This window comes from Faecalibacterium sp. PGM34 (assembly GCF_054456555.1).
The window spans coordinates 2,242,655-2,268,877 of record NZ_CM136898.1; the positions used below are offsets into that span (position 1 = coordinate 2,242,655).

General features: G+C 58.0%; 24 protein-coding genes and 2 tRNA genes. 8 read left to right on the plus strand and 18 right to left on the minus strand.

What is annotated here, in order from left to right:
- Window positions 1-6: 6 nt before the first annotated feature.
- From ACXPUX_RS10710 to ACXPUX_RS10735, 6 genes are all read right to left on the minus strand, one after another.
- A complete protein-coding gene (locus ACXPUX_RS10710; protein ID WP_458828283.1) occupies window positions 7-747 on the minus strand; it encodes a YjjG family noncanonical pyrimidine nucleotidase in 741 nt (246 codons plus the stop codon).
- 86 nt (window positions 748-833) lie between these two features.
- The gene (locus tag ACXPUX_RS10715; RefSeq protein WP_097779778.1) at window positions 834-1,055 is read right to left on the minus strand and encodes a hypothetical protein; all 222 of its coding nucleotides are present in this window, start codon (window positions 1,053-1,055) and stop codon (window positions 834-836) included.
- A 55-nt stretch (window positions 1,056-1,110) separates the two neighbouring features.
- Window positions 1,111-2,973, minus strand: a complete 1,863-nt coding sequence (locus tag ACXPUX_RS10720; protein ID WP_458828284.1) for an SGNH/GDSL hydrolase family protein — start codon at window positions 2,971-2,973, stop codon at window positions 1,111-1,113.
- A 39-nt stretch (window positions 2,974-3,012) separates the two neighbouring features.
- Window positions 3,013-3,687 (minus strand): HAD hydrolase-like protein, encoded by a 675-nt coding sequence (locus ACXPUX_RS10725; RefSeq protein WP_458828285.1) that lies wholly within the window; start codon window positions 3,685-3,687, stop codon window positions 3,013-3,015.
- Window positions 3,688-3,918: 231 nt separating this feature from the next.
- Window positions 3,919-4,245, minus strand: coding sequence for a hypothetical protein (locus ACXPUX_RS10730; protein ID WP_249240152.1), 327 nt, complete (start codon window positions 4,243-4,245; stop codon window positions 3,919-3,921).
- 59 nt (window positions 4,246-4,304) lie between these two features.
- Entirely contained in the window at window positions 4,305-4,613 is a 309-nt protein-coding gene (locus ACXPUX_RS10735; protein WP_005923988.1) for a YerC/YecD family TrpR-related protein, read from the minus strand.
- A 702-nt stretch (window positions 4,614-5,315) separates the two neighbouring features.
- Here ACXPUX_RS10735 and ACXPUX_RS10740 point away from each other — a divergent pair.
- Window positions 5,316-7,043, plus strand: a complete 1,728-nt coding sequence (locus ACXPUX_RS10740; RefSeq protein ID WP_458828286.1) for a carbon starvation CstA family protein — start codon at window positions 5,316-5,318, stop codon at window positions 7,041-7,043.
- A 171-nt stretch (window positions 7,044-7,214) separates the two neighbouring features.
- On the opposite strand, the gene ACXPUX_RS10745 is transcribed toward ACXPUX_RS10740, so the two are convergent.
- On the minus strand, window positions 7,215-7,907 hold the full coding sequence (locus ACXPUX_RS10745) for an alpha/beta hydrolase (RefSeq protein WP_458828287.1): 693 nt from the start codon (window positions 7,905-7,907) through the stop codon (window positions 7,215-7,217).
- Between the two features lie 374 nt (window positions 7,908-8,281).
- Between ACXPUX_RS10745 and ACXPUX_RS10750 the strand changes: the two genes are divergently transcribed.
- Window positions 8,282-8,875, plus strand: a complete 594-nt coding sequence (locus ACXPUX_RS10750) for an IS3 family transposase (RefSeq protein ID WP_458828288.1) — start codon at window positions 8,282-8,284, stop codon at window positions 8,873-8,875.
- A gap of 198 nt (window positions 8,876-9,073) precedes the next feature.
- On the opposite strand, the gene ACXPUX_RS10755 is transcribed toward ACXPUX_RS10750, so the two are convergent.
- Together ACXPUX_RS10755 and ACXPUX_RS10760 are read right to left on the minus strand one after the other, a co-directional pair.
- Window positions 9,074-9,625 (minus strand): rhomboid family intramembrane serine protease, encoded by a 552-nt coding sequence (locus tag ACXPUX_RS10755; RefSeq protein WP_458828290.1) that lies wholly within the window; start codon window positions 9,623-9,625, stop codon window positions 9,074-9,076.
- A 77-nt stretch (window positions 9,626-9,702) separates the two neighbouring features.
- Entirely contained in the window at window positions 9,703-10,191 is a 489-nt protein-coding gene (locus tag ACXPUX_RS10760) for a CYTH domain-containing protein (protein WP_458828291.1), read from the minus strand.
- A 110-nt stretch (window positions 10,192-10,301) separates the two neighbouring features.
- Between ACXPUX_RS10760 and ACXPUX_RS10765 the strand changes: the two genes are divergently transcribed.
- The 5 genes from ACXPUX_RS10765 (at window position 10,302) to ACXPUX_RS10785 (ending at window position 17,935) form a co-directional block, all read left to right on the plus strand.
- Window positions 10,302-11,531 (plus strand): class I SAM-dependent rRNA methyltransferase, encoded by a 1,230-nt coding sequence (locus ACXPUX_RS10765; protein ID WP_458828293.1) that lies wholly within the window; start codon window positions 10,302-10,304, stop codon window positions 11,529-11,531.
- A 491-nt stretch (window positions 11,532-12,022) separates the two neighbouring features.
- Window positions 12,023-14,110 carry a glutamine synthetase III family protein gene (locus ACXPUX_RS10770; RefSeq protein WP_458828294.1) on the plus strand — a complete coding sequence of 696 codons (2,088 nt, stop codon included), beginning with the start codon at window positions 12,023-12,025 and terminating at the stop codon, window positions 14,108-14,110.
- 163 nt (window positions 14,111-14,273) lie between these two features.
- A complete protein-coding gene (locus tag ACXPUX_RS10775; RefSeq protein WP_458828295.1) occupies window positions 14,274-15,593 on the plus strand; it encodes a glutamine synthetase family protein in 1,320 nt (439 codons plus the stop codon).
- A 33-nt stretch (window positions 15,594-15,626) separates the two neighbouring features.
- Window positions 15,627-16,205, plus strand: coding sequence for an ANTAR domain-containing response regulator (locus ACXPUX_RS10780; protein WP_458828296.1), 579 nt, complete (start codon window positions 15,627-15,629; stop codon window positions 16,203-16,205).
- A 98-nt stretch (window positions 16,206-16,303) separates the two neighbouring features.
- Window positions 16,304-17,935: a CTP synthase gene (locus tag ACXPUX_RS10785; protein ID WP_458828297.1), complete on the plus strand. Its 1,632-nt coding sequence runs from the start codon at window positions 16,304-16,306 to the stop codon at window positions 17,933-17,935.
- Between the two features lie 69 nt (window positions 17,936-18,004).
- Here the strand turns inward: ACXPUX_RS10785 and ACXPUX_RS10790 are convergent, their stop codons facing one another.
- The 4 genes from ACXPUX_RS10790 to ACXPUX_RS10805 all read right to left on the minus strand — a co-directional run bounded on the left by ACXPUX_RS10790 (window position 18,005) and on the right by ACXPUX_RS10805 (window position 20,326).
- Complete coding sequence (locus tag ACXPUX_RS10790; RefSeq protein ID WP_458831229.1) at window positions 18,005-18,538, minus strand: GGDEF domain-containing protein; 534 nt, start codon at window positions 18,536-18,538, stop codon at window positions 18,005-18,007.
- On the minus strand, window positions 18,444-19,742 hold the full coding sequence (locus ACXPUX_RS10795; protein WP_458828298.1) for a PDC sensor domain-containing protein: 1,299 nt from the start codon (window positions 19,740-19,742) through the stop codon (window positions 18,444-18,446). The genes ACXPUX_RS10790 and ACXPUX_RS10795 overlap by 95 nt, the downstream gene beginning before the upstream one ends.
- A 382-nt stretch (window positions 19,743-20,124) precedes the next feature.
- Window positions 20,125-20,204, minus strand: a tRNA-Leu gene (locus tag ACXPUX_RS10800).
- Between the two features lie 38 nt (window positions 20,205-20,242).
- Window positions 20,243-20,326, minus strand: a tRNA-Leu gene (locus ACXPUX_RS10805).
- Window positions 20,327-20,572: 246 nt separating this feature from the next.
- Between ACXPUX_RS10805 and ACXPUX_RS10810 the strand changes: the two genes are divergently transcribed.
- Window positions 20,573-21,424 carry a polysaccharide deacetylase family protein gene (locus tag ACXPUX_RS10810; protein ID WP_458828299.1) on the plus strand — a complete coding sequence of 284 codons (852 nt, stop codon included), beginning with the start codon at window positions 20,573-20,575 and terminating at the stop codon, window positions 21,422-21,424.
- Window positions 21,425-21,430: 6 nt separating this feature from the next.
- On the opposite strand, the gene ACXPUX_RS10815 is transcribed toward ACXPUX_RS10810, so the two are convergent.
- The 5 genes from ACXPUX_RS10815 to ACXPUX_RS10835 all read right to left on the minus strand — a co-directional run bounded on the left by ACXPUX_RS10815 (window position 21,431) and on the right by ACXPUX_RS10835 (window position 26,161).
- Window positions 21,431-22,276 (minus strand): MerR family transcriptional regulator, encoded by an 846-nt coding sequence (locus ACXPUX_RS10815; RefSeq protein WP_458828300.1) that lies wholly within the window; start codon window positions 22,274-22,276, stop codon window positions 21,431-21,433.
- A gap of 155 nt (window positions 22,277-22,431) precedes the next feature.
- Window positions 22,432-23,835, minus strand: coding sequence for an aminopeptidase (locus ACXPUX_RS10820; RefSeq protein WP_458828301.1), 1,404 nt, complete (start codon window positions 23,833-23,835; stop codon window positions 22,432-22,434).
- A 24-nt stretch (window positions 23,836-23,859) separates the two neighbouring features.
- Window positions 23,860-24,525: a lytic transglycosylase domain-containing protein gene (locus tag ACXPUX_RS10825; RefSeq protein ID WP_458828302.1), complete on the minus strand. Its 666-nt coding sequence runs from the start codon at window positions 24,523-24,525 to the stop codon at window positions 23,860-23,862.
- Entirely contained in the window at window positions 24,522-25,139 is a 618-nt protein-coding gene (coaE, locus tag ACXPUX_RS10830) for a dephospho-CoA kinase (protein WP_458828303.1), read from the minus strand. Before coaE ends, ACXPUX_RS10825 begins: the two co-directional genes overlap by 4 nt.
- Window positions 25,136-26,161, minus strand: a complete 1,026-nt coding sequence (locus ACXPUX_RS10835; protein WP_458828304.1) for an L-threonylcarbamoyladenylate synthase — start codon at window positions 26,159-26,161, stop codon at window positions 25,136-25,138. Before ACXPUX_RS10835 ends, coaE begins: the two co-directional genes overlap by 4 nt.
- Window positions 26,162-26,223 lie beyond the last annotated feature (62 nt).

Genomic DNA, 26,223 nt, shown 5'->3' on the forward strand with positions numbered 1-26,223 from the left:
CATCTCTCAGCACTGGTGGCGGCGGTTCTTCAGGCCAACATTGGCCAGCTCCTCCTGCTCCATCACCAGCGGATACAGTTCCTCCAGACTGGCGATCTCGTAGGTGGGGATCACCTTGCCGGGGTTCTCGGCGTGGTTGGGGTTGTACCAGCAGGTATCCAGCCCGGCGTTGCTGCCGCCCTGAATATCACTGGGCAGGCTGTCGCCCACCATCAGAACGTGCTCCCGGTTCTCCACGCCCAGCGCGCGCAGGGCGGCATCAAAGATGCGGGCATTGGGCTTTTCGCAGCCCATTTTCTCGGAGATGAACACGTCCTCCATAAAGTTCATCACGCCGCTTTCAGCCAGACGGCGGGTCTGCACCTTCTGGGCACCGTTGCTGACGATGGCCAGCGTTGCCACCTCGGAAAGTTCGCGCAGCACATCCAGAACCTCCGGGCTCATCAGGTCCGGGTGGGTGGACAGCTGCTCCAGATAGCAGCGGTTCATCTCCACGCCGTCACCGGCGGCATCGATGGCCTTTAAAAAGCGGCTGAACCGCTCGCCGAACAACTTTTCGCGGCGGATCTGGCCTTTTTCCAGCTGCCGCCACAGCTCCTCGTTGATGGTGCGGTAGGTCTGCACGGTCTCGGCGTCCGGCTCGATGCCAAAGTTCACCAGTGTTTCGGCCAGCGCCTTGTTTTCAGCTGCGTCAAAGTTGAGCAGCGTATTGTCCGCATCGAACAAGATGCAATAATATTTTGCCATAGAATCTCACTTTCTTTTCAGCATTTCCCACTTTGGTGTATCAACAGGGAGAAGCCAGCCCCACCCCCGGCAGAGCTGGCTTCTCGTTATTCAGAAACGATTTCATACGCAGACAGGTCTGTTTGTGCCGGGGTGTTGTCCGGGCACAGCGTCTTTCCCTCGCAGGGCGTCAGACCGCATTTCTGCATTTCTTCCTCCAGTGCGCTGTTATCTACGTTTTCCCAGTCGGTGTCGTAGTAATCCACGCTGCCGTTGGTCACATCATTCTCCCCGGGCAGGGAGGGTGTGCGCATTTCTTGCCAGTACATAGGGCTCCACCTTCCTCTCCCGCCAGCCTATGCAGCGCAGCGAGGGAATGTGCGCTCAGTTGGCAGCTTCCTTGCTGGCGCTGGCCTCAGTCTTGGAAGAAGCAGGCTTTTCCTCTTTAGAGGTTGCCGGTTCATCTTCCTTGGAGGAAGCCGTGTGCTCCTGCTTAGAGGAAGCAGGTTTTTCCTCCTTGGAAGAGGAGCTGCTCTGCGAAGAAGAGGCGGGCTTTTCTTCCTTAGAAGAGGACGCAGAAGATGCAGGCTTCTCCACCTTGGAGGAGCTGCCGGTGCTTTCGGAAGTACCGTTCGAGGAGGAAGAAGCGGGCTTTTCTTCCTTGGAAGAGGCCGGTTTATCTTCCTTAGAGGAGGACGTTTCATCCTTAGAAGAAGCAGGCTTATCCTCCTTAGAGGATGCATCGGAACTGCTGGTGCTGCTAGAGGAGCTGGACGCTGCACCGCTGACCGCAAGCTCCAGCTTGTTGCTGGTCACGGTGCAATCGTTATAACTGGCGGTGGCGTACACCCGGAAGGTGCCGCCCACCATAGAGGGGTCTACCTCGCCCTTTACGGTGGTCTTACCGGCAGCCTGCGTTACCTCGGTGCCGTTGACATACCAGCGGATGCTGGAAGCATCCAGATACTTGCCCTTGAGGGTTGCTTTAAAGGTATAGGAATCCCCCAGCCCAGCCTTACCGCTGCTGCTGATTTGGATAGAGGCCGCCGCAAACACAGCGGTCACATCCACGTTCTGGTCAAAATTGGTATCCGTGCGGGTGCGCTTGGTCACGCCATCGCTCCACTTGACGAACACATAGCCGTCCTCCGGCACTGCGGTAACAGTTACGCTCTGGGTGGCACTGGTCACCTTGACCGTAAGGGACTTGCCGCTCTCGTTGCCGCAGGTCAGGGTGCCACCGCCGGTTTTATCCACACGGTAACCGGCCTGATACTCCGTTTTTTCCTCAACGGCCGAGGAGGAAGCCACCTCCGAACTGCTGGGTGCTTCCACCGCAGAACTGGGGTTCGCGGTATACTCGGCACGGGAGGGGATGTTATTGGTATCCGGGCGGCGATCCTCGGTCTCATAGGCGTGGGTGCGCAGATACTTCAGCAGCACCTTCAGGCCTGCGGGCTTGAGGTGGATATCCCCGCTCTGGTAGTAATCCACATTGCCGTAGCCGTTGGCGTCCTTGAGTGCCTCAGCAGAGTTGAGGAACTTGACGTCCAGCTGCTCGCACATGGTCAGCAGTGCCATATTGAAATCGTCAATGCGGGTCTGGTCCATGTTGGGGTAGTTGGAGTGGTTGGACGGGACCGGCGGCACCGTGTTGACGATGATATCGGTATAGGGATAGCTGGCCTGAATGGCCTGCACCAGCGCAGTGTAGTTGCTGATAAAGTCCTCGGTATTCATGCCGTTGTCGTTGGTGCCCAGCATGATGACCACCCGGCGGGGCTTCATTTTTGCCACTGCCTGCGCAATGGTGTAGCGGTTATTGTCCCGCTTGAAGGTAACGATGCCCTCGTTCAGGGCGGCACCGGTGCCAATGCCCTCTTTTGCGCAGAACTGCTGCAACGAGATCAGACCGTTGGCGTACAAACGCACCGTGTTGGAATCGCCGATAAAAAGGGTCTGCTCCTGATAGGCGTCACCAGCATCAGCAGTCCCGGTGAGCAGTGCGCTGGAGGTCTCGTTGATCTGGTAGTGGTCGGAGATATCCTCCTCCCCTTCCGGGGCGGGCGCGGGGGTAATAACGGAAGAATCCCCCGGCTGCTCTGTCGGGTTCTTGCCCCGCTTGAGCATGGTAAGGGTGATGCCGATGGTCAGCAGCGCCGCCAGTGCACACACGATGCACACCAGAACCGCCTGCTTCTGCATCGAGGTCAGCACATGATTCTCCTTTTGGTTATTGCTTCTCATATTCTATCCATTCTCCTTCCGAAGGAATGAAACATCCTGTCATACCCGGGCTGCCAGCAGCCGGTCGGCAAGGTCGGCGCAGCTTTCGGCCAGCAGCACCGGATGGAAGGGCTCCAGCTCTTCCCGGCTGCCGTAACCGTACAGCACACCGGCAGCATCCAGACCACAGTCGGCAGCACCCCGCATATCATCGTTGCGGTCGCCCACCATCAGCACCCGCTTGCCCTGCAAAGCAGGCTGGCTGAGCACATAACGCACGACCTCGGTCTTGGTGTCCCGGCTCTCGTCCATAGAGGCACCGCCGATAAAATCAAAATACTGTGCCAGCCCCTGCTCTTCCAGAATGGGGGTGACCACCTTGGTGGGCTTGGAGGTAGCGGTGCACAGAAGAAAACCGGCCTGCTTCAAGCGTTGCAGCATCTGCGGAACACCCGGGAACACGGCACACTCGTGACTGCCCTTCACCGCGTAGCTCGTGCGGTAAAGGTCGGTGGCTTTTTCGATCAGCGCTGGGTCGGTGAAGTGCTCACCGAAGCTTTTGCGCAGGGGCGGGCCCAGATACCGGCGCAGGTTTACGCCGGATACATCCACACCCATGGTACAGAAAACCTCTTGCAATGTATGAATGATACCGGGGGCTGAATCGATCAGCGTCCCGTCCACATCAAATAGGATCGCATCATAATGCAGCAATGTTATATTCCTCGCTTTCATGGTGATACATCCAATAGTATAGCACAGATTTGATACATCAGCAATTCCAACAAAAGATTTTTCTATCTCTTATGCAGATTTTTCCTAAAAAAGGAGGCTGCCGCACCGTATTTTGAGCAGCAGCCTTTCATGCGGCAGAGCGGGGCAGCACAAAGCCGGGCAGCCCGCGGGCTGCCCGGCTTTGCATTTTCACGGATCAAATTGCAGCAGAGACCGTCCCCTGCAAAAGCGTTACTGCGCAGGCGACGGGCAGCTGCTGTCCCCCGGGACATAGAGGTTGTTGGAAACGAACTCCAGCTTATCCTTGAGCACCAGTTCAAGGTTTGCGACGGCGTGCACCATGTTGGTGGCAGAGTCGTTCACCTCCAGCAGCTTGCAAAGATCCAGACCGTCCAGATCCATGGCTTTCTGCATCTTCCGGCTTTCGGCGCACAGGATGTGGCTGAGCGCCGTTTCTTGCAGGGCAATGCTTTCCATCAGATCCACAACAGCCTGATCCAAGCTGACCTTGGGCATCTCCGGGCACTGAGAACGGGTGCAGGGTGTATCGATCATCATAGGGCAAAACCTTCCTTTCCGGTCGTGTGCCCTATCCTATGCTGCGGCGGGTGCGGCCGTTACTGCTTTTCTGCCTGTGCGCGCACCTTCTCAATGGTATCGCGGTAGCCGCCGGAGCCGTACTGGATGCAGCGGTTGATGCGGCTGATGGTGGCGGTGCTGATCTCCACCGCCTTGACGATCTGCTCGTAGGTGGCACCATCCAGCAGCAGCTTTGCCGCCTGCAAGCGCTGTGCCATATCCGAGATCTCCTTTACGGTGCACAGATCCTCAAAAAAGGCGTAGCACTCTTCCCGGCTCTCCAGACTGAGGATGGCATCAAAGAGCGCGTCCGTCGTCTCGTTTCTTCTGGAATTTTTTTCAGCCATTGTTTTTCTCCTTATTATAACAGCGGCGGCAGCGGGCAAAGCGGACAGTTCTGCCGCGCGGAATATTCTGCACGCTATTACTTTAGCACTTCAAAGTGTGAAAGTCAAGACCTGCGGGTGAATGGTTTTCAATTATAGATGTGTTTAGTTTTATTCTCTTCACACATGAAAGAAAATCACCTAAAAATTATTCCCGGAAAATGGCTTGAATTGGCGCATCCTCTGAACTTGTGACGAAAATATTGACAATTGATGAAAACGGGAATAAAGTAGGACACAATCATTCAGCAAATGCAAGGAACAGGACATGATCTTCTGCATCACCCTCTTTCAGCGAGCCGCTTCTCGGGTGAAAAAGCGGCAGTCAGGAGCAGAAGACCCTCGCCTGCGAGCAGCCTGTGTGAACCGGGTTTTGTGCCCCTTAGTAGCACGGTGCCGTCCAGCCCACGTTATCGGGCAGCATGGTCAGCGTACCATGCGTGGGAGAGTGGCTGTTTTAACACAGCAAGCGAAGTGGTACCGCGGAGTAATGCCCCTGCCCTGGCAGGCGGGAGCAGAAGCCTTCGTCTTCGGAGTGTGACCGGGAAACCGGTCATGTGCTGAGGACGAAGGTTTTTTACACTCTGGGGCAACACTTTGCCGGACGGCAGCCTATCGTTCCGAACCTGTTGCGGAGTGAAAAAAGGAAAGAGGTAGAAAACTATGAATACGCTGGTCATCGTATTGATCGCAGCGGCGTGCCTGTTTGGCGCTTATGTGCTTTACGGCCGCTGGCTGGCTAACAAATGGGGCATCGACCCCGCAGCCAAGACCCCGGCAGTCGTCCACGAGGATGGCCGGGACTATGTGCCCACCAACGGCTGGACGGTGTTTGCTCACCAGTTCAGCTCCATTGCCGGTGCAGGCCCTGTTACCGGTGCCATTCAGGCCGCCGCTTTCGGCTGGCTGCCAGTGCTGCTGTGGGTGCTGCTGGGCGGCATCTTCTTCGGCGCTGTTACCGACTTTGGCGCCCTGTATGCTTCCGTTAAGAACGACGGCAAGAGCATGGGTATGCTGATTGAAAAGTACATCGGCAAGACCGGCCGCAAGCTGTTCCTGCTGTTCTGCTGGCTGTTCTGCGGCATCGTCATCGCCGCCTTTGCGGACATGGTTGCCGGCACCTTCAATGCCTTCGGTGCAGACGGCGCAATGGTCGAGGCTGCCAAGACCAACGGCGCTGCCGGTATGGTTTCCATCATGTTCATGGTGTTCGCCGTTGTCTTTGGCCTGCTGCAGAAGAAGTTCAACTTCTCCGGCTGGAAGGAAAGCGTTATCAGCATCGTGTTCATCGTGCTGTCCTTTGTCATCGGCGCAAACCTGCCCCTGATCCTGGGCAAGGCCGCTTGGAGCTACATCACCTTTGTTTACATCTTCTTTGCTGCTGTGCTGCCCATGTGGCTGCTCAAGCAGCCCCGTGACCACATGACCACCTTTATGTTTGTGGCCATGATCGTGGGCGCTGTGGTTGGCCTGCTGGTGGCACACCCCGCCATGAACCTGCCTGTGTTCACCGGCTTTACCAACGAAAAGCTGGGCACCATGTTCCCCATCCTGTTCGTCACCGTGGCTTGCGGTGCAGTTTCCGGCTTCCACAGCCTTGTTTCCTCCGGTACTTCCTCCAAGACCGTTGAGAACGAGAAGGATATGCTGAAGGTCGGCTACGGTGCCATGATCCTTGAAAGCCTGCTGGCTGTTCTGGCTCTGTGCGTTGCCGGTGCTGCCGCAGCTGCCGACGGCACCCCTGCCGCTGGCACCCCGTTCCAGATTTTCAGCCGCGGCGTTGCCGGTTTCTTTGAAATGTTCGGCGTGCCCGCTTACGCTGCTACCGTGTTCATGACCATGTGCGTTTCCGCACTGGCTCTGACCAGTCTGGATGCCGTGGCCCGCATTGGCCGCATGAGCTTTCAGGAGCTGTTCAGCGTGGACGACATGGAGCACGCTGAGGGCTGGCGCAAGCTCTTCTGCAATGTGTACTTCTCCACCTTCATCACTCTGGTGTTCGGCTTCATCCTGACCAAGATCGGCTACGCCAACATCTGGCCGCTGTTCGGTTCTGCCAACCAGCTGCTGAGCGCACTGGTGCTGGCTACCCTGTGCGTGTTCCTGAAGGTGACCGGCCGCAGCAACAAGATGCTGTTCCCCCCGCTGATCATCATGCTGTGCGTCACCTTTACCGCACTGGTGCAGCGCCTGATCGCTATGGTCAAGGCCATCAGCACCGCCGCTTCTGTTACCATCCCTGCCGGTGAGACCACCTGGGGTGCTGTGTTCATCGCAAACGGCCTGCAGCTGATCCTTGCCGTGCTGCTGATCGTGCTGGGCCTGAACATTGTGTTCCACTCCTTCTCCGCATATAAGAAGGCTGAGCACAACAGCGAAGCAAACGTCTGATTTTAATTCTGCCATTCACAATCCTGTTTTCAATAAACAAAACGCCGCTGACGATGCACAAAGCCGTCAGCGGCGTTTTGTTATGGAAGAGTATTTACATGTAAACCCGGATGATCTGCGGATCTTCCGGGCTTACGTTCTCACAGGCAAGATGCAAAGAGAGCCTGCTTTTTATAAATGATAGCTTTCCCAGCTTTGCAGAGCAGCGAGCTGGGTCTCTGTATGGAACCAGTGTTCCCCGCCCTCCAGAATGGTCAGATGCGCCCCGGTCTGCTGCCGGAACTGCTCCATGACAGTGTGCCCGGTAAGGGGGTCTGTATCGGCATAGAGCACCTGTGTGGGCACCTTCCAATGCAGCGGATGTTCCCGCACCCAGCACAGATACGGCCACGAAAGCGTCTCCCCAAAGTCTGTGGGGATCTCCCCTGCCGTGCGCAGCTGCTCCTCTGTCACCCCTGCCTGCTGCATCAGGTCAAGGATGAGCTTTTCCATATCCACCAACGGGGACACCAGCAGAGCCTTTTCCGGCTGCTGCGACTGCAACGCCTGCATGGCGAACCACGCCCCGATACTGACCCCGTACACACGGATATGCTTCCACACCGGCTGCATCCGGGCGTAGACCGCCTGCAATTCCCGGGTGACCACCCATGGCACCAGCTTTTCCGGGCTGTTTTTCCGGGTGCCGTGCTCCGGCAGATCGACAGCCAGCACCTGCCAGCCTGTCGGGCAGGCAGTGCGGGCAAAGCGGGCAGCCTCGGCCGCGCTGCCGTTTTTGCCGTGGACGTAGAGATAGACCTTGCGGCTGCGCTTGCCGTACAAGACAGCCGGGATGCCTGCAACCTCAAGCTTGATTTTTTCCATAACGGCTCCCTCCTGTTTTGGGGGCGTTTTGTGCCCTGTTTTCTCTATGATAGCACAAGCAGCTGCCAAACACAAACAGGAAAAAACTAATGCTAACACGATTTTGAATGGCCTCCGCTGCCGCTCTGGCCATTGTTCTAGGAAAGTATATTTTACTATTTGAGGTTCTGAAACGCCTGCGGGCGTTTCAGAACCTCTTTTTCACAGAAGGGGTCGTAACTGGAAACGGCAGCTGTTACCTCTTACGTCCTCTGCCGTAAAAATGGGATAACAAATCATAATTCCGCTGAATATGGCCAGAGCAGCAATGCGGCGCCATTTAAAATTGTTCTACACAAAAAGAGCCACCGCACAAGAGACTTCTCCAGTCAATCATGAAGGTCAGAAAACAGGGTTGTACCAGAAATGCTTCTGACCCGCAGGTAACAGCACAGAATCGTCTGCACCGGGAATTCTGGGCGGGGCATCCCAACGAAAAGTGGCTGACCGATGTAACGGAGTTCAAGTGGCATGAAGGTCCAATTATCCACAAGCTCTATCTGAGTGCGATTCTCGATTTGTGTGACCGGAGAATCGTCAGCTATGTTATTCGTGACCGAAATGACAACAAGCTGGTTTTTGACACGCTTGATAAAGCTGTTCTGGAAAATCCGAATGCACACCCGCTGTTCCACAGCGACCGTGGATTCCAGTACACCAGCAGAACCTTCCACAAGAAACTGCTGGATGCCGGGATGACACAGAGTATGTCCCGTGTTGGCCGCTGCATTGACAACGGCCCGATGGAAGGCTTCTGGGGAATCCTGAAGCGTGAGTGCTATTATGGGCATACTTTTACAAGCCGAGAGCAGCTCATTTCCACGATTGAAAACTATATTGACTACTACAACAACCGCCGTTACCAGCACAGACTGTTCATCCAGACTCCCATGCAGGCTCATGTCAGTGCCATGAATCGGGTAGCTTAACTGGCTGATTGTACAAAAATTTCACCGTTCCTTTGGTGAAACGGCGAATAAAATCTTATATTATTTTTATTGTCTACTTAACGGAGTGCATGTCAACTTCCAGTTTGTCGCACTCATTATTTTTTTTCTTGTAAAAACGGGATACCGGAGCGTCCGCAGACGCTCCGGTATCCCGTTTTTATCCATAATGCTTCTCTTTTATCTGCGGCTGCGCGCCGGGCGGCGGTGGAGGGCGCAGTAATAGCCGAAGGCCGTGCCGCACAAGCCGCCCACGATGTGCATAAAGTTTGCTACGTTATCGTGGACAAAGATGATATCATATACCTGCTGGCCGAAGTACAGCGCCGCCACCAGCAGCATGGTGACCGGAATACCGCCGGAAAAGCCCGCCAGCGAGGACAGCATGATGAGCATGAACACGATACCTGACGCGCCCAGCAGCCCCGTGTGGGGAAACAGGACACATTGCAGCACGCCGGTGACCAGCGCGGTGAACAAAATGCCCTTGAGCAGCGGGATGCTGCCGTATTTTTCCTCCATGGGCGGGCCCACCACCAACAGCAGCAGCATATTGTTGAGAAAATGTTCCCAGTTTGCATGGCCCAGCACATGGCCGAACAACCGGATGTAGCCCAGCGGGTCCCGCCACGAGGAGCGGTACACGCAGAACAGGTTCATGGTGCTCCAGCCGTTCGTCCAGCCGTCTGCCAGCAGTACCAGCATGGACAGAAGAAAAAAGGTAAGGATCACCGGCGAGTTATACTGGAGTTCCAGTTTCAGCTTGATCTTTTTCGTAAGCAGTCATTCCCTTCACAGTATTCTTGGCGTTACCCTCTGGTTTGTGCCCAGTATGCGCCCATGCTCTGGCCGGGCTGGTTCGTTACTTCATCGTTGAGGTACGCCGCAAGGCCGCAGGCCGCAGGCTGCCAGCTGAGCGCAGCTTCCACCGTGGGGTACTCTACCTCGGCGTACCAGAACGCTGTGGGCAGGCCCTCGTCCACATGGTTCACCTCCAGCACCGCGCCGTCCGGCAGGCGGTAGCTCCGGCGCACCTTTTTGATCAGGGGCTTGCCGATGATCTTCTCTTCCAGCTGTGCAAACAGGTCTTTGTCGATGCTGCGCTCGATCTCCTCCCGCGCCAAGCCCCCTGCGGACTTGAAGCAGAGGATATAGTCGGTGCTGCCGCCGGTCAGCGCCTCCTCCCGGATGCGCACCGTGGGCTGCACACTGATATAGCCCTGCCGCATGGTGAATTCTTCCTCAAGAGGCAGCCCCTCCGGCCAGCCGGTCACCATCCATTTGCGTTCGATCTCCATAGCGTTCTCTTCCTTCCGCAAAATTTTGTATTTATTCTACCATATTTTTATGTTATGATAAAGAGCAGAATAAGCATCATTTTGCGCATTCTTAGTTGAAGGAGCATTTTATGAAAAGCGAACGCACTTATCCTGTATATAAAGTCAACAAGCACGCCGAAGGTCTTTTGGTGGGCGGGCATCCATGGGTATACGAGAACGATATTCTGGAAGCCCCCGGCGCCGAGCCGGAAAACGGCATGCTGGTGGATGTGGTCAGCCCCAAGGGTTCCTATCTCGGCACCGGTTTTCTCTCGCTGCAAAGCAAGATCCGGGTGCGGCTTGTTTCCCGCAATGCCAACGATACCTTTGATACCGCCTTCTGGCGCCGCCGGGTAGAGTACGCATGGGCTTACCGCAAGACCGTGCTGGAACCTGCCGACCTTACCGCCTGCCGCTTCATTTTTGGCGAGGCAGACCAGTTCCCCGGCCTGACGGTGGACCGGTTCAACAACGTTCTGGTCACCCAGACTTTGAGCGTGGGTATGGAGAAGCTGAAGCCGGTGCTCTTCCCGCTTTTGGCTGAGGTACTGCGGGCGGACGGCCAGACCATTGACGGCATCTACGAGCGCAACGATGAAGCCCTGCGTGCCAAGGAAGGGCTGGAACAAAACAAGGGCTGGTTCACCCTGCCCGGCGAGAGCCACCCGGAAACCACCCAGACCGAGATCTGTGAAAACGGCGTGTACTACCATGTGGACTTTGAAAACGGGCAAAAGACCGGCTTTTTCCTTGACCAGAAATATAATCGTCGGGCGGTGGCACGCCTTGCCGCCGGGCACACCGTGCTGGACTGTTTCACCCATACCGGCAGCTTTGCCTTGAACGCGGCCAAGGGCGGGGCTGCCCGGGTGACTGCTGCCGACATCAGCGCCGAAGCCATTGCCATGGCAAAGCGCAACGCCGCGCGCAACGGTCTCGACAACATGGATTTCCTCTGCGAGGACACCTTTGCCCTGCTGCCCCGGCTGGAAAAAGAGGGCAGCCCCTACGACTTCATCATTCTGGACCCCCCGGCCTTTACCAAGGCGCGCCGCACGGTGGAGAACGCCATGCGTGGCTACAAGGAGATCAACTACCGCGCCATGAAGCTGCTGCCCCGGGGCGGGTATCTGGCTACTGCCAGCTGCTCCCACTTTGCCACCGAGGAGTTGTTCATCAAGATGCTGCGCGCCGCCGCCAAGGACGCTCACCGGCAGCTGCGGCAGATCGAGGTAAAGCAGCAGGCACCGGATCACCCCATTCTGTGGGGCGTGCCGGAAACGAACTACCTCAAGTTTTTCCTGTTTCAGGTCATCTGATGCTTTTACAATAAGAACAATTGCCGCGCGCTGCGCACCTTTCAGCCGGAGAAAGCCGTCCTGAACGGGGCTTTTCCAATGCAAAAGTCATACCAATCGCGGTTATTCCAAAAATCCGAGATCGTGTTTGTGCAGAATCGTCAGTTTTGTCAATTGCCTTTTTTGCCCGCAAAGACTATAATCTTAGCCATAGACAGCAACGGCGCTGTGGGTCACCTCCTGACTCGCAGCGCCGTTTTTGTTAAGGTGTATCTGAAAACAAAGAAAATGACGAATATTTCGCAAGCACAAGCGGGATTTAAGGCATATAGCCGCAGGAATCCTTTGTGGATTTCAAGGCTGATTCACGCAAAATCCGGCTGCGCTTGTAGAAATAGACTAAATTTTCGACTTTTCAGATACACCCTAGGATGTAAGCAAGCTTTGGGTTTCTGCATTGCGGCAGACCCAAGGCGAAAGAAAAAAATAAGATCAAGTAAGGAGTAGGATTTATGGCAGCAAATGTTATGGAGATCTACGGCAGCAAGGTCTTTAACGAGCACGTTATGAAGGAGCGCCTGCCCAGCGCTACTTACAAGAGCCTGAAGAACACCCTGCACAAGGGTGCTCCGCTGGATATTGAGGTGGCAAACGTCGTTGCCAGCGTGATGAAGCGCTGGGCTATGGAGCTGGGTGCCACCCATTACACCCACTGGTTCCAGCCCTTGACCGGCATCACCAGCGAGAAGCACGATGGCTTCGTCAGCCCTGTGGGCGACGGCACCGCCATCATGGAGTTCTCCGGCAAGGAGCTGGTACGCGGCGAGCCCGATGCATCCTCCTTCCCTTCCGGCGGTCTGCGCGCTACCTGCGAAGCACGCGGCTACACCGCATGGGACCCCACCAGCTACGCCTTTGTGAAGGATGATGTGCTGTGCATCCCCACCGCATTCGTCAGCTACACCGGCGAGGCTCTGGATAAAAAGACTCCCCTGCTGCGTTCTATGAACGCACTGTCCGGTCAGGCCGTCCGTATCCTGAAGCTGTTCGGCAAGGATGTGGACTACGTTTCCACCACCGTCGGCCCCGAGCAGGAGTACTTCCTTGTCAAGAAGGAGGACTACGAGGCACGTCAGGATCTGATCCTCACCGGCCGCACCCTGTTCGGTGCTCCCTCTGCCAAGGGTCAGGAGCTGGAAGAGCACTACTTCGGCGTGATCCGTCCCGAGGTTTCCGAGTTCATGAAGGAGCTGGACGAGGAGCTGTGGAAGCTGGGCATACCCGCCAAGACCAAGCACAACGAGGTTGCTCCCTGCCAGCACGAGCTTGCTCCCATCTTCGATACCACCAACGTGGCCATTGACCACAACCTGCTGACCATGGAGATGATGAAGAAGATCGCACCCAAGTACGGTCTGGTCTGCCTGCAGCATGAGAAGCCCTTTGAAGGTGTGAACGGCAGCGGCAAGCACAACAACTGGTCCATGAGCACCACCCACGAGAACCTGCTGGATCCCGGCGACACCCCCATGGAGAACCTGCAGTTTCTGATCTTCCTGGCCGCTGTCATCAAGGCTGTGGATGAGTACGCTGATCTGCTGCGCACCTCTGTGGCTACCCCGGGCAACGATCACCGTCTGGGCGCTAACGAAGCACCTCCGGCCATCATCTCTATCTTCGTAGGCGAGGAGCTGGAAGCCGTCATCGATGCTATTGCATCTGATTCTCCCTATGCCGGCCCCGTCAAGATGAAGATGGATCTGGGCGTGGACGTTCTGCCCAAGTTCAGCAAGGACACCACCGACCGCAACCGTACCTCCCCCTTCGCCTTCACCGGCAACAAGTTCGAGTTCCGTATGCCCGGCTCTGCCGAGAACCTGAGCGACTGCAACACCATTCTGAACACCGCTGTCGCCAAGGAGCTGAAGGGCTACGCCGACGAGCTGGAGGGCGCTGAGGACTTTACCAGCGCAGCTATCGCTCTGGTCAAGCGCACCATCCGCGACCATCGCCGCGTTATCTTCAACGGCAACGGCTACACCGCCGAGTGGGAGGCCGAGGCAGCCAAGCGCGGCCTGCCCAACAAGAAGAACACCCCCGCTGCTCTGCCCGCACTGGTCGAGCCCAAGAACATCGCCCTGATGGAAGAGTTCGGCGTGCTGACCAAGGTGGAGATGGAGAGCCGCTATGAGGTCGAGATGGAGCACTACTCCAAGATCATCAACATCGAGGCTCTGACCATGCTGGAGATGGCCCGCAAGCAGCTGCTGCCCGCCATCAACGCCTACATGAGCGAGGTTGCCAACACCGCCGCCTCCAAGCTGGCTGTCAGCGAGCACATCAGCGTGCGCAGCGAGACCAAGACTTTGGAAAAGCTTTCTTCTGACGCCGATGCCATGAGCGATGCCATCGACACCCTGCAGGATGCCGTGAATGCCGCCAAGGTACTGCCCACCGAGAGCGAGAAGGCCGTTGCCTTCCACGATAACGTTCTCCCGGTGATGGACGCCCTGCGCGCCGCTGCCGACGATGCCGAGACCATCTGCGGCGAGGATTACTGGCCTCTGCCCAGCTACAGCAAGATGCTTTACTACGTCTGATAATCTCCTGACAGCGTAAAAAAATAAGCATCCGCTGGCTGCCGGATCAATTAGCCATTCTCCTTTTCCTATTTCTTACACCAGCCCAAAGACCTGCTCCCTTTTTGAGGGCAGGCCTTTGGGCGTTTTATTTGAAATGCAGTTTTTGTAAGGGGGGTTATTTATGAGCTATTCCACCCAACAGGATATTCTGGATTTCGTGGAGGACAACAACGTCAAATTTGTGCGCTTTGCCTTCTGTGATATCTTTGGCACCCAGAAGAACATTGCCGTGCTGGCCAGCAACCTGTCCAAGGCACTGGAAGAGGGCGTGTGCTTTGACGGCAGCTCCATTGCAGGCTTTATGCACGTTGAGGAAAGCGACCTTGTGCTGCGGCCGGATCTTTCCACCGTGACCATCCTGCCGTGGCGTCCCACCGAGGGGCGGGTGATGCAGTTCTTCTGCGATGTGGAAAAGCCGGACGGCGCAGCCTTCAGCGGCAACTGCCGCGGCTTTTTGCGGGATGTGAACCGCAAATTCAAAAAGCTGGGGCTTACCTGCAACGTGGGTACCGAGTGCGAGTTTTATCTATTTGAAAAGGACGACCGTGGCCACCCTACCTGCATTCCCATTGACTTCGGCGGATATTTTGACGTAGCGCCGCTGGATGCGGGTGAAAACCTGCGCCGGGATATCTGCCTGACCATGGAGCAGATGGGTATGGCACCCCAGCATAGCCACCACGAAAGCGGCAACGGCCAGAACGAGATTGACTGCCGCTACGCCGGGCCGCTGAAAACCGCCGACAACGTGATGACCTTTAAGCAGATCGTCCGTGCCATTGCCATGCGCAACGGCCTGCATGCCAGCTTTCTGCCCAAACCCCTGCCCCAGCAGGCCGGCAGCGGGCTGCACATCAACCTCTCGCTTTACATGGACGGCAAAAACCTGTTTGAGGGCGATATTGCCCCGGACAGCATAGCAGGCAGCTTTATGGCCGGTGTGCTGGCACACAGCCGGGAACTGACCGTATTCACCAATCCCCTGCCCAACAGCTACCAGCGCTTTGGCTGTGACGAAGCGCCCCGCTATGTGAGCTGGAGCCGCCAGAACCGCAGCCAGCTGGTGCGCATCCCCATGGTCAAGGGCGACAGCTGCCGCATGGAGCTGCGCAGCCCGGACCCTGCCTGCAACCCGTATCTGGCCATTGGTCTGATCCTTGCCGCCGGACTGGACGGCATTGAGCAGCGCATGGTCTTGCAGCCGCCGGTGAACCGCAACCTGTTCGATGCTGCCGAGGCCGAGGGACTTGGCCTTGAGACCCTGCCCGCTACCCTTGAGGAGGCGGTGCAGGTAGCCGAAGAGAGCGAGTTCTTGCGCAAGGTGCTGCCGGAGGGGCTTTCCAAGCGCTATTTCTCAGAGGAGCTCAAGCGCTGCGCCGCATTGCGGAGTGCCCCCGACCAAGCTGAGCACGAGCGCGTCTACTATTTTAACGCCATCTGATCCCTGCCTGCGCAGGAGAAAGGAGTGCGGAAAATGGGACGCGCACTGATCGTAAGCGCCGGTGCCAACTCCAACGAATATATTGCCGCACGGCTGTCCGAGATGGGTTACAGCCGCCCGGTGATCATTCCCAGCGGAGCCGAGGCGCGGCGCAGAATGTCGGAATCTGATTTTGAGTTGATCGTGGTCAATGCTCCCCTGCCCGATGAGTTTGGGCACGAATTGTGCATTACAGCTGTGGAGCAGACCGATGCCGGTGTGGTCTTTCTGGTAAAGGCCGCACAGGCTGAGCAATTGCTTGCCCCCCTGAACGAGCAGGGGGTGCTGCTGCTGAGCAAGCCCTTCACCACCCCGTTGTTTTTGCAGGCCATGCACATGGCGGCTGCGGGCAACCACCGCCTGCAGCGCCTGCGGCAGGAGAACGCCCGCCTGCAGGACAAGATCGGGCAGCTGCGGCTGATCAGCCGGGCAAAGTGCTGTCTGGTAGAGCACGCCCACATGACCGAGGCCGAGGCGCACCGCTACCTTGAAAAACAGGCTATGGACACCCGCCGCGACCGCGCCGAGGTGGCGCAGGAGGTGCTGGAGGAATACGCTGACAGAAGCGACTGAGAAACAGGGCTTCGCCCCGCACCCGCAGGGAAAGGTGTGCGCTGGGAGCGGGCCTTTTATGGGAGAGTTTTATTTTACGACAGAGGAAGGTATATTTTATGGCAAAATTTATTTTTGTGACCGGCGGCGTAGTCTCCGGTCTGGGCAAAGGCATTACCGCTGCATCTCTGGGACGGCTTTTGAAGTGCCGCGGCCTGAAGGTGGCCAGCCAGAAGCTGGACCCCTATGTAAACGTGGATCCGGGCACCATGAGCCCCTTACAGCACGGCGAAGTGTTCGTGACAGATGACGGCACCGAGACAGATTTGGATCTGGGTCACTATGAGCGTTTTATCGACGAAAACCTGAACAAATACTCCAACCTGACCACCGGCAAGGTGTACTGGAACGTGCTGAACAAGGAACGTCAGGGCGCTTATCTGGGACAGACGGTGCAGATCATCCCCCACATCACCAACGAGATCAAGAGCTACATCTATAATCTGGCCTCCTCTACCGAAGCCGATGTTGTCATTACCGAGATCGGCGGCACCACCGGCGATATCGAGAGCCAGCCCTTCCTTGAAGCCATCCGTCAGGTTGGTCTGGAGCAGGGACGGGACAATTGCTGCTTCATCCATGTGGTGCTGGTGCCCTACATCTCCGGCTCGGACGAATACAAATCCAAGCCTGCCCAGCACTCGGTCAAGGAGCTGCAGGGCATGGGCGTAAGCCCCGACATCATCATCCTGCGCGCAGACGGCAGCGTGGGCAGCGATATCCGCCGCAAGATCAGCACCTTCTGCAATGTCAAGCCGGAGTGTGTCATTGAGAACCTGACCATGCCGAGCCTCTACCAGTGCCCGCTGATGCTGCACACCAACGGTCTGGACGATGTGGTGGTGCAGCAGCTGCATCTGGATGTTCCCCCTGCCGACCTGACCGAGTGGAAGCAGGTGGTCTCCCGCATTGCCACCCGCAGCAAGACCTGCACCATTGCACTGGTGGGCAAGTACGTCAAGCTGCACGACGCTTACCTCTCGGTGATGGAAAGCCTGTACCACGCCGGGTTTGAGAACGACAGTCAGGTGGAGATCCGCTGGGTGGAAAGTGAGGATCTGACCGATCAGGCCGCCTGCAAGGAGGCCTTTGCGGACGTGGACGGCATCATCGTGCCCGGCGGCTTTGGCGACCGCGGCATCGAGGGCATGATCCAAGCCGCCCAGTACGCCCGCGAGAACCATGTTCCCTGCTTCGGCATCTGTCTTGGTATGCAGATCATGGTCATTGAGTTTGCCCGCAACGTGCTGGGCTACAAGGACGCCAATTCCAGCGAGTTCACCCCGGACGGTGCCCACAACGTCATCTCCCTGATGCCGGACCAGCAGGGCAACATCCCCAAGGGCGGCACCATGCGTCTGGGCAAGTACCCCTGCGCGGTGGTGCCCGGCACCAAGATGGCCGAGTGCTACGGCGAGAGCGAGATCTGGGAGCGCCACCGCCACCGGTACGAGTTCAACAACGACTTCCGGCAGGAGATGCAGGACGCCGGGCTGGTCATCTCCGGCACTAGCCCGGACGGCCATCTGGTGGAGACTGTGGAGCTGCCCGGCCGCGACTTCCATCTGGGTGCACAGTTCCACCCGGAGTTCAAGAGCCGCCCCAACCGTGCACATCCCCTGTTCAAGGGCTTTATCGCCGCTGCGCTGCGCTACCGCGCTGCCGCCCAGCGGGATATGCTACATCTGTAACAGCATAATATAACGGCAAGGCCGCAGCACAAAATACCGTGCTGCGGCCTTGCTTTACGTATAACGATTTCAAATGCCTTCCGCGCCGTCCTGTCTGGCGTGGTTTGCCTGCTTGTTCTCGTACATCCGCTGGTCGGCGATATGGCGCACCTGCTGTGCATCCACGCTTTCGGCGGGGTACAGGGCGTAGCCGCAGCTGGCACCCACGCTCACGGTATTGCCGTCGATCTCGTAGGGCACAGCGACCATCTCACAGATCATATTCATCTTGCTGGCGCAGGCCTCCGGCTCCATCGGGCCGAGCAACAACAGGGCGAACTCGTCACCGCCCAGACGGAAGGCGTAGTCCCGGCTGCGGATGCAGCCCTGCAGCCGCTGGGAAACGCCCTTCAGCAGCTTGTCGCCCACATCATGGCCGTAGGTATCGTTGACAGGCTTGAAGCGATCCAAGTCCATATAGAACAGTGCAAAGGGCTGACTGTGCTGCTCCAGCACTGTCAGCACCCGGTCAAAATAGCGCTTGTTCAGCAGGCCGGTCAGGCCATCGGTGTTGGCAAGGCTTTGCAGCAGATGCTGCTTGCCCATATCCTGCACGATCATCATCACGCGGGTCAGGCGATTTTCCTTCCACGCCATGGGAACGACCGTCATCATGAAAAACGCGCTCTTGTCGCGGGCGGCATATTCCAGCTTGAGGGAGTCGTTGTCCGTTTTGATAAGCCTGCGCAGGTTCTCCGCGCCGCTCGTAGTACTGGTAACGGTCGTGATCCAGATCGCACACTACAAAACGTTCCACAACGCGCGCCATGCCCGCGAACATCATATCGCTCTTTTCCCGGCGGCGCTCCAGCTCCCGGCGGCGGTTGCGCTCCGCGTCACGCAGGATCTTTATCACGCCTGCCATGATCAGAAGCCCCAGCAGCAAAATGACAAAGATGGTAGCCATCTGCACCCGGCGCATCCCGGCATCCACCACCCCCGTGGGCACGATACCGATGATGCTCCAATCCATGAGCCCCAGCGGCTGATAGATCAGGTAATATTTCTGCCGGTTCAACGTGTACAGCACGCAGCCCTCGCCGCCCTGCGGCAGGGTCTGCACCATGGTGTCATAGTAGGGCTGATTCACACGGGCGTTCTGCTGCAAATAATCAAACAGGTTGGTCATCTGCTCGGTGATCTCGGTCTTTGTCTCGGTGGAAAGCACCACATCGCCGTTTGAGCGCACGATATAGCAATCGCTTTGTCCCTCATAGACCATGCTGCCCAGCAGCTTTTCCAGCACGGCGTTGTCGTAGCTGACCGCCAGAGCCGTATAGGTGGTGTCACCCAACTGCAAGGGCTGTTCCATAGGCATGGCAAACATGATCTTACGGATGCCCTGACTGGAGGTGGAGCTGGTGATCACTGGAGCATTTGCAGTATACAGCTCCTTAAAAGTTGCCCTCATATGCTCTGCCGTGCCCTGCCGCCCGGCGGTGGTCCAGAACTCGCACTGCTCGTTGAACAGGTAAAAATCCGTGTACTGCCAGGTAGCCTTTTGGGCGATATACTCCTGCCACTGTCCCTCCTGTTCTCCCCGCTCGGCAAGGGCGCCCAAGTAGCTGTCCCAGTCGGTCAGGATGTTCCAGTTGCGCTGAGCAAACATGGTAAAGGTCTTGGCAGACTGTCCATAGGTGGAGAGCAGGTTTTCCGTGCTTTCCTGATAAATCTGCTTCTGGGTATAGGCACTGTAAGCAAGGATGCCGACCAGCAGCACCAGCAGCATCCCTGCTATGAGCAGTATATTTTTTTGTTTCTGCTTCATAGGTTTTCTCCCCCCCGGTTGCCCCGCAGCCAGACCCCTTCGCAATACGTTCTTCCAAAGGCTTTATGCCAAAGCGCTGTGCACAAAGTTCCGCAAAAGTGCACAAGTGCCGCGTGTCAGCTCCCGTATAAACCGACACTATCCCTAATAACATTATACCATTCCGCAAAAAAGCCTGTCAACACATCCCCGGGGCGATTCGTGTCGTTTTAAGGGCGATTCACGCAGATTTGCCCTGTAAAGCTTGCAGACTTTTTGCAGACTTTCGGATAGCAAGTAAGTGCAAATATCGGTTAGTATCCGATAGTATTTGATAAGCCGCAAATACAAAAAATCCGCACGAACACTGAATCTTCCAGTATTCATGCGGATTTTCACGTTATGCAGAAGAAGGGACTTGAACCCTCACTCACAAGGAACTGGTGCCTAAAACCAGCGTGTCTGCCATTCCACCACTTCTGCTCATAGAAAAAAGGCAAGTCAAAAACCGACTTGCCTTCTGGTGCGAGGGAGGGGACTCGAACCCCCAAGGATAAACCACACGCACCTCAAACGTGCGCGTCTGCCAGTTCCGCCACCCTCGCATACCTGTTGTACAGTTCTCCGGTTTTTGAGGTAGAAAACCGTTGGTGCGGACTGCTTGCATATAGTAACACATTTCCGGCAATTCGTCAAGTGGTTTCTTTATTTCTCATAAGTTTTTTTAAGTTTCATATCTATATTAGCAGCGCAGCGCGCGCAAAAGCAGCCTTGCGGGCAATTGCACAGGTCATTTGTGCGTAGAAAGCCTGCCTGCGGCGCTGCGCCCAGAGCAAAGGAGGAGTTTGTATATGAAACTTTTTGTGCGGCGCACCGGCGGGCGCATCGGACTATGGGGCGGGCTGCTGGCAGCAGCACTGGCAGCGTTTGCGGCGGGGTGGCTGATGCCGGTACGCGCACCAGTAGGCTGCAAGCTGAACGAGCTGACCGCCGCGCCGGACTTTTCGCCCTTTTCCCCTGCCGCACCGGCGGTGGCTACATCCGATGCCGGTGCGCCCGCCGCCTCTTCCCTGCCGGAAAAATGGGTCTGCCTGACCTTTGATGACGGCCCCAGCAAGACCACCCCGGAGGTGCTGGCGGCGCTGGACGCCGCCGGGGTGCACGGCACCTTTTTTGTGGTAGCCACCGGCTACAACGAGAAATACCTGCCCCTGCTCACGCAGGCTGCTGCCGCCGGGCACCAAATTGCACTGCACTCTGCCTCCCACGAATACAGCGACATCTACCGCAGCAGCGCCGCCTACTGGAAGGATATCGCCCTGCTGAAGGAGCGCATTTCCCCCTATGTGGACGCCGAGAACATCCGGTACCTGCGCTTTCCCGGCGGCAGCACCAACACCGTGAGCCGCCGCTACGGCGGCAAGGGGCTGATGCCGCAGCTGAAAACCGAGGTAGAGCAGCGCGGCTGGCAGTGGGTGGACTGGAACGTCTGCGCCGAGGACGCCGTGGGCGGGCACCCCAGTGCGGATACCATCTACCGCAACGTGGTGCGGGAGACCGGCGACCAGACCCATTGCGTGGTGCTGATGCACGACTCTGCCACCACCCACACCACCGCCGAGGCGCTGCCGGATATCATTCGATGGTATACGGATAACGGCTACACTTTTTTGACCGTAGCCGAGGCGCTGCCGCTGGGGTAACGCGCCTTACAGCCACTTTTCAAGGCAGCGTCCCAGCAGCACCCCAGCAGAGACCAGCGCCGCCAGCCAGAACCAGCCTGCGCCACCGGTCACCACCCACCCTGCCGCCAGAATGGCGGCAAAGGTACACACCGGCGGCACAGCGATCCGCAGGATGCGCAGCAGTTTCTCCCGCCGGGCAGGCAGTCCTGCGTCCAGCTGCTCGGGATGCACGGCATCGCAGCAGATCTCGTCCCGGTACTTGCCCGGGTTGCGGTAGGCTTTATACGCGATGCCGTCCAGCGAAAACTCCGGGTACATTCCCTCTTTGGTCAGGGTGAACTGTATTTCCTTTTCCTCTGCATAGGCCTGCAAAGCCGCCGTAAACTCCTGCGGGGTGTTGATGCTGCCCTGCGGGATAAAGAAAAAGTGCTTTTGATGCTGCACCTGCGCCAGCGTGCAGTAATCCTGCAGCCAGCCGGAGAAGAAGCCCTGCTGCGGGGCGGGGCTTTCCATGCGGGTCAGGCAGGCGTCCACGTCCAGCGTGTCCGTCTGCGGAGCCTGCCGGGCAAGGTCGGCACAAAATTGCATGGCTGCCGCCAGCTGCGCCGCCTGCTGTTCCAACACGGTCTGCTGGGCTTGCAGCGCCTGCTGCAGGGGCTGTTCCCCATGCAGCACCGCCCTGATGGTGGGCAGCGGCACATCCAGCATCCGCAGCATACGGATGAGCTTGAGGGTGCGGACGTCCCCGGCGGTGTAGTCGCGGTAGTCGTTGCCCTGCCTGCGCGCTGGTGTGAGGAGCCCTTCTTTTTCATAAAAGCGGATGTTCGGGGCGGACACACCGCTTTGTTCGGAAGCCTGTTTGATGTTCATTTGCTTCACCTCCGCCCTTACATTACACCTTAAAGCCGGTTGAAGGTCAAGGGTTTTGCGCAAAAAACAGAGCCGCCGCACAAAAATGTGCAGACGGCTCTGTAAAAAGGTGCTTTTATTGCGTGTATGCCGCAGGCTGCGGCGCACGCATTTTTTTAGTCCGCAGACTGGCAGAACAGGCTGAAGGCGCGGTAAGCCATGTACAGGTCGGTCTTATGGATGACCTCAAAGGGAGAGTGCATGGACAGCACGGGCACGCCCAGATCCAGCACCTTGATGCCGCGGTTTGCCACATACTTGGCAATGGTGCCGCCGCCGCCCAGATCCAGACGGCCCATCTCGCCGATCTGCCATGCCACGTTGTTGGCATCCAGCATACGGGTGATGTCGCCCACCAGCTCGGCGTTGGCATCGCTGGCAGAGCTCTTGCCGCGGCTGCCGGTGTACTTGAAGATGGCAATGCCGCGGCCGGCGTAGGTGCCGTTCTGCTTCTCAAAGGCGCTTGCCCAAGAGGGGTCGTAGGCGGCGGTCACGTCCGCAGACAGGCACACGCTGTTGCGGAAGGCCAGAATGTCGTCCTGACCGGCAGCACGGCAGAGCAGCTGCATAAAGTGGAACACATACATGCTCTGCATACCGGTCACGCCGTCGGAGCCGATTTCTTCCTTATCGGTCAGCACGCAGATGGTGGTGTGCACGGGGTCCTTGGTCTCGATCTCGGCCAGCAGTGCGGGGTAAGCATCCACGCGGTCATCGTGACCGTAGGCACCGATCATGGAGCGGTCAAAGCCCACATCGCGTGCCTTGGCAGCGGGCACGACTTCGATCTCGGCGCGGGTGAAGTCGCGCTCGGTGATGCCGTACTTCTGGTTCAGCAGGATGAGGGTGTTCAGCTTGACAGCCTCCTTGACGTCCTCTTCCTCCACGGTGTCAGAGCCGATAAGCACGTTCAGCTCCTCGCCCTTGATGCCCTCGCTGAGCTTGCGCTCATTCTGCTCGGCACCCAGATGGGGCAGCAGGTCGGTGATGCAGAACACGGGATCGTTCTCGTCCTCACCGACGGCAAAGTTGACGCTGGAGCCGTCGGCACGGGTGAACACGCCGTGGATAGCCAGCGGGATGGTAGCCCACTGGTACTTGCGCACGCCGCCGTAGTAGTGGGTGCGGAAGTAGCTCATGTGGTCAGACTCGTACAGCGGGTTGGGACGCAGATCCAGACGGGGGCAATCGATGTGGGCGATGACCAGACGGAAGCCCTCCTCATAGGGCTTCTGGCCGATGGTAGCCGCCACAACGGCCTTGTTCTCCTGAATGAAGTAGACCTTCTCGCCGGGGGCGTAAGCCTTTTTGGGTTCAAAGGCCTTGTAGCCGGCAGCCAGCAGCATCTGCTCGCTGACAACGGCAGCCTCGCGCTCGGTCTTGGCGCTGTCCATAAATTTCTTGTAGCCCTCGGCAAAGGCAGCAGCCTTTTCCTTTACGTCTGCCTGCTTGTCGGCAGCGTATTCAGGGGTGTAGAGCAGCTTTTCGGCGTACTCTTTTGTACTAAGTTTTTCGCTCATGATTTTTCGCTCCTTAACTTTTTATCATTGACCTGCGTACAGACGCTGATAGGTCTGATAGCAGGCGGTGATCTTGTTGACGTAGTGGTGCATCTGGTTATAGGGGAAGCCTTGCAGGGTTTCCCCGTCTGCCGAGTGTTCTTCCATTTGCAGCAGCTGATCCACCGTACCCCAGCCGCTATGGTAGGCCGCTGCCGCCGTGGATACATCCCCTTTGTAGCGCGCCATGCACAGGTGCAGGTAATAGCACCCAAAGCGGATGGCAGTGTCGGGGTCGTACAGGTCGGCAAAGGTCAGCGGCTCCTCCGGGGCGATCTTGCTGCGCATCCAGAGAAAGGTCTCCTCGGTCATCTGCATCAGGCCCCGGGCATCCACACTGGAGGTGGCCTGCGGGTCAAAGCCGCTTTCGGTGCGGATAAAGGCGTAGACCAGCAGCGGGTCCAGCTCGTAGGCGGTTGCCCATTTTTCCACCAGCTGCTCGTACTTGCGGGGGTACAAAAATTGCTCTGCCCGGTTACACAAAGGCGGCACTGCACACACTGCTACGATCACTACCAGAAACAGGGAAACCAGCCGCAGCAGCCGCCGTCGGCGGCGCTGCTGTTTACGTATACGCTGTTTTTCCCGCGCGGCGCGGCGCTCCCGGGCGGCGATGGGGTCGTAGGCTTTTTCATAATTTTGTTCGTTCAAAGCGCTGCCGTCACGCCCCCTTCTGCCTGCAGCCGCTCACACAGGCGGGCAGCTGCGGCTTGCAGCGCCTCCAGCCCGGCGTCATTGCGCAGGGTGTAGTCTGCCTGTGCGGTCAAGGTCTCTTCCGGGGTTTGGGCGTTCAGGCGGCGGGCGGCCATCTCCGGCGAGATGCCGTCCCGCGCCACGATACGCGCCACGCTGGTTTCAAAGGGTGCGGTGACCACGCACAGGCGGTCGCACTCAGCCTGTGCCGCAGTACCCACGATGACCGCACCGTCCAGCACAAAAAGGGGTGCACCGGCGGCCTGCGCCGCGCACTTTGCAGCGCGGATGCGTGCCACGATGGCAGGGTGGGTCAGGCTGTCCAGCGCGGCCTTGCCCTCCGGGGTGGCAAAGGCGCGGTCAGCCAACAGACGGCGATCCAGCGTGCCGTCCGGCTTTAAAATATCCCCGCCGAACCGCGCCGCAAGCTGCGGCAGCAGCGGCGAGCCGGGCAGCAAAATTTCCCGGCTGAGCTGGTCGGCGTCCGCCAGCGGCACGCCGTGGGCGGCAAATACCGCCGTGACCGTGGACTTGCCGCAGCCGCTGCGCCCCGTGATGCCTAAAGTTATCATAGATCGATCACCCGGAAGGCTGCAGCGCGGATCAGGCGGTTGTACACCGCCATGGACAGGCCGTCCTTCTGCGGGCAGCGGGCGTAGACCACGCTGTCGCCCTGCTCATCCAGCGCCCGCAGGGAGCGGAAGATGTGCTTTGCCTGATCGGCACCGTCCCCCTCGCGGCCGTATTCCACGCAGGGCACATCCAGCTTTGCGCTTTCGCCGGTAAAGCACAGGCAGCTGGGGTTCTCGTCTTTATGGGCGTCCACATAGGCCTTGAACTGTTCAAAGCTGCCGTTGAGCAAGGTCACATCGGCCTTGGGGGCGTAGTGCTTATACTTCATGCCCGGGCTGCGCACCACAGCACCCTCCGGCAGCTTTTCCAAAATGGCCTTGGACACCTCTACCTCTTCGCCGAGGGCGCGCTCCAAGTCCTCCAGCGTGATGTGCCCCGGGCGGAACAGGGTGGGCTTCTCTCCCACCACCGACACCACGGTGCTCTCCACGCCCACATCGCACTCGCCGCCGTCCAAGATCAGCGGCAGGCGACCGTCCATATCGGTGAACACGTCCTGTGCGTTGGTGGGGCTGGGCTTGCCGGAAAGGTTGGCGCTGGGGGCGGCAAAGGCGCAGCCGCTCTGCTGGATGACCGCCCGCGCAACCGGGTGACTGGGCATACGGATGCCCACGGTATCCAGCCCGGCGCAGCATTCATCCGCCACCTCCGGCCCGCGCGGCATGATGATGGTCAACGGCCCGGGGCAGAAGGCTGCCATCAACAGCTGGGCACGCTCCGGCACCTCGCTGACAAGACCCGGCAGCATCTCCGGCCCGGTGACGTGGACGATAAGAGGGTTATCCTGCGGGCGCCCCTTGGCTACAAAGATATTGCGCACCGCCGCGCCGTTGCGGGCATCGGCGGCAATGCCGTAGACCGTCTCGGTGGGCAGGGCTACAAGCTGTCCCTGCCGCAGCAGCTGCGCGGCCTCGGCCACGCCTGCTTCATCAGCAGGCAAAACTCTGGTTTTGATTTCCATACGAATCATCGTTCTTTCTATCTGTAAAGTATATTTGCTTGTCAGTTATTTAGATGGCTTTA

What these genes read in the sequence shown, in the direction of transcription:
- ACXPUX_RS10820 (WP_458828301.1), bottom strand. Translation starts at nt 23,835, where the DNA reads ATGAGCGAAAAACTTAGTACAAAAGAGTACGCCGAAAAGCTGCTCTAC.
- ACXPUX_RS10735 (WP_005923988.1), bottom strand. Translation starts at nt 4,613, where the DNA reads ATGGCTGAAAAAAATTCCAGAAGAAACGAGACGACGGACGCGCTCTTT.
- ACXPUX_RS10750 (WP_458828288.1), top strand. Translation starts at nt 8,282, where the DNA reads ATGAAGGTCAGAAAACAGGGTTGTACCAGAAATGCTTCTGACCCGCAG.
- ACXPUX_RS10780 (WP_458828296.1), top strand. Translation starts at nt 15,627, where the DNA reads ATGGGACGCGCACTGATCGTAAGCGCCGGTGCCAACTCCAACGAATAT.
- ACXPUX_RS10775 (WP_458828295.1), top strand. Translation starts at nt 14,274, where the DNA reads ATGAGCTATTCCACCCAACAGGATATTCTGGATTTCGTGGAGGACAAC.
- ACXPUX_RS10785 (WP_458828297.1), top strand. Translation starts at nt 16,304, where the DNA reads ATGGCAAAATTTATTTTTGTGACCGGCGGCGTAGTCTCCGGTCTGGGC.
- ACXPUX_RS10725 (WP_458828285.1), bottom strand. Translation starts at nt 3,687, where the DNA reads ATGAAAGCGAGGAATATAACATTGCTGCATTATGATGCGATCCTATTT.
- coaE (WP_458828303.1), bottom strand. Translation starts at nt 25,139, where the DNA reads ATGATAACTTTAGGCATCACGGGGCGCAGCGGCTGCGGCAAGTCCACG.
- ACXPUX_RS10795 (WP_458828298.1), bottom strand. Translation starts at nt 19,742, where the DNA reads ATGAAGCAGAAACAAAAAAATATACTGCTCATAGCAGGGATGCTGCTG.
- ACXPUX_RS10730 (WP_249240152.1), bottom strand. Translation starts at nt 4,245, where the DNA reads ATGATGATCGATACACCCTGCACCCGTTCTCAGTGCCCGGAGATGCCC.
- ACXPUX_RS10765 (WP_458828293.1), top strand. Translation starts at nt 10,302, where the DNA reads ATGAAAAGCGAACGCACTTATCCTGTATATAAAGTCAACAAGCACGCC.
- ACXPUX_RS10720 (WP_458828284.1), bottom strand. Translation starts at nt 2,973, where the DNA reads ATGAGAAGCAATAACCAAAAGGAGAATCATGTGCTGACCTCGATGCAG.
- ACXPUX_RS10790 (WP_458831229.1), bottom strand. Translation starts at nt 18,538, where the DNA reads ATGATGATCGTGCAGGATATGGGCAAGCAGCATCTGCTGCAAAGCCTT.
- ACXPUX_RS10810 (WP_458828299.1), top strand. Translation starts at nt 20,573, where the DNA reads ATGAAACTTTTTGTGCGGCGCACCGGCGGGCGCATCGGACTATGGGGC.
- ACXPUX_RS10815 (WP_458828300.1), bottom strand. Translation starts at nt 22,276, where the DNA reads ATGAACATCAAACAGGCTTCCGAACAAAGCGGTGTGTCCGCCCCGAAC.
- ACXPUX_RS10835 (WP_458828304.1), bottom strand. Translation starts at nt 26,161, where the DNA reads ATGGAAATCAAAACCAGAGTTTTGCCTGCTGATGAAGCAGGCGTGGCC.
- ACXPUX_RS10715 (WP_097779778.1), bottom strand. Translation starts at nt 1,055, where the DNA reads ATGTACTGGCAAGAAATGCGCACACCCTCCCTGCCCGGGGAGAATGAT.
- ACXPUX_RS10770 (WP_458828294.1), top strand. Translation starts at nt 12,023, where the DNA reads ATGGCAGCAAATGTTATGGAGATCTACGGCAGCAAGGTCTTTAACGAG.
- ACXPUX_RS10740 (WP_458828286.1), top strand. Translation starts at nt 5,316, where the DNA reads ATGAATACGCTGGTCATCGTATTGATCGCAGCGGCGTGCCTGTTTGGC.
- ACXPUX_RS10745 (WP_458828287.1), bottom strand. Translation starts at nt 7,907, where the DNA reads ATGGAAAAAATCAAGCTTGAGGTTGCAGGCATCCCGGCTGTCTTGTAC.
- ACXPUX_RS10710 (WP_458828283.1), bottom strand. Translation starts at nt 747, where the DNA reads ATGGCAAAATATTATTGCATCTTGTTCGATGCGGACAATACGCTGCTC.
- ACXPUX_RS10760 (WP_458828291.1), bottom strand. Translation starts at nt 10,191, where the DNA reads ATGGAGATCGAACGCAAATGGATGGTGACCGGCTGGCCGGAGGGGCTG.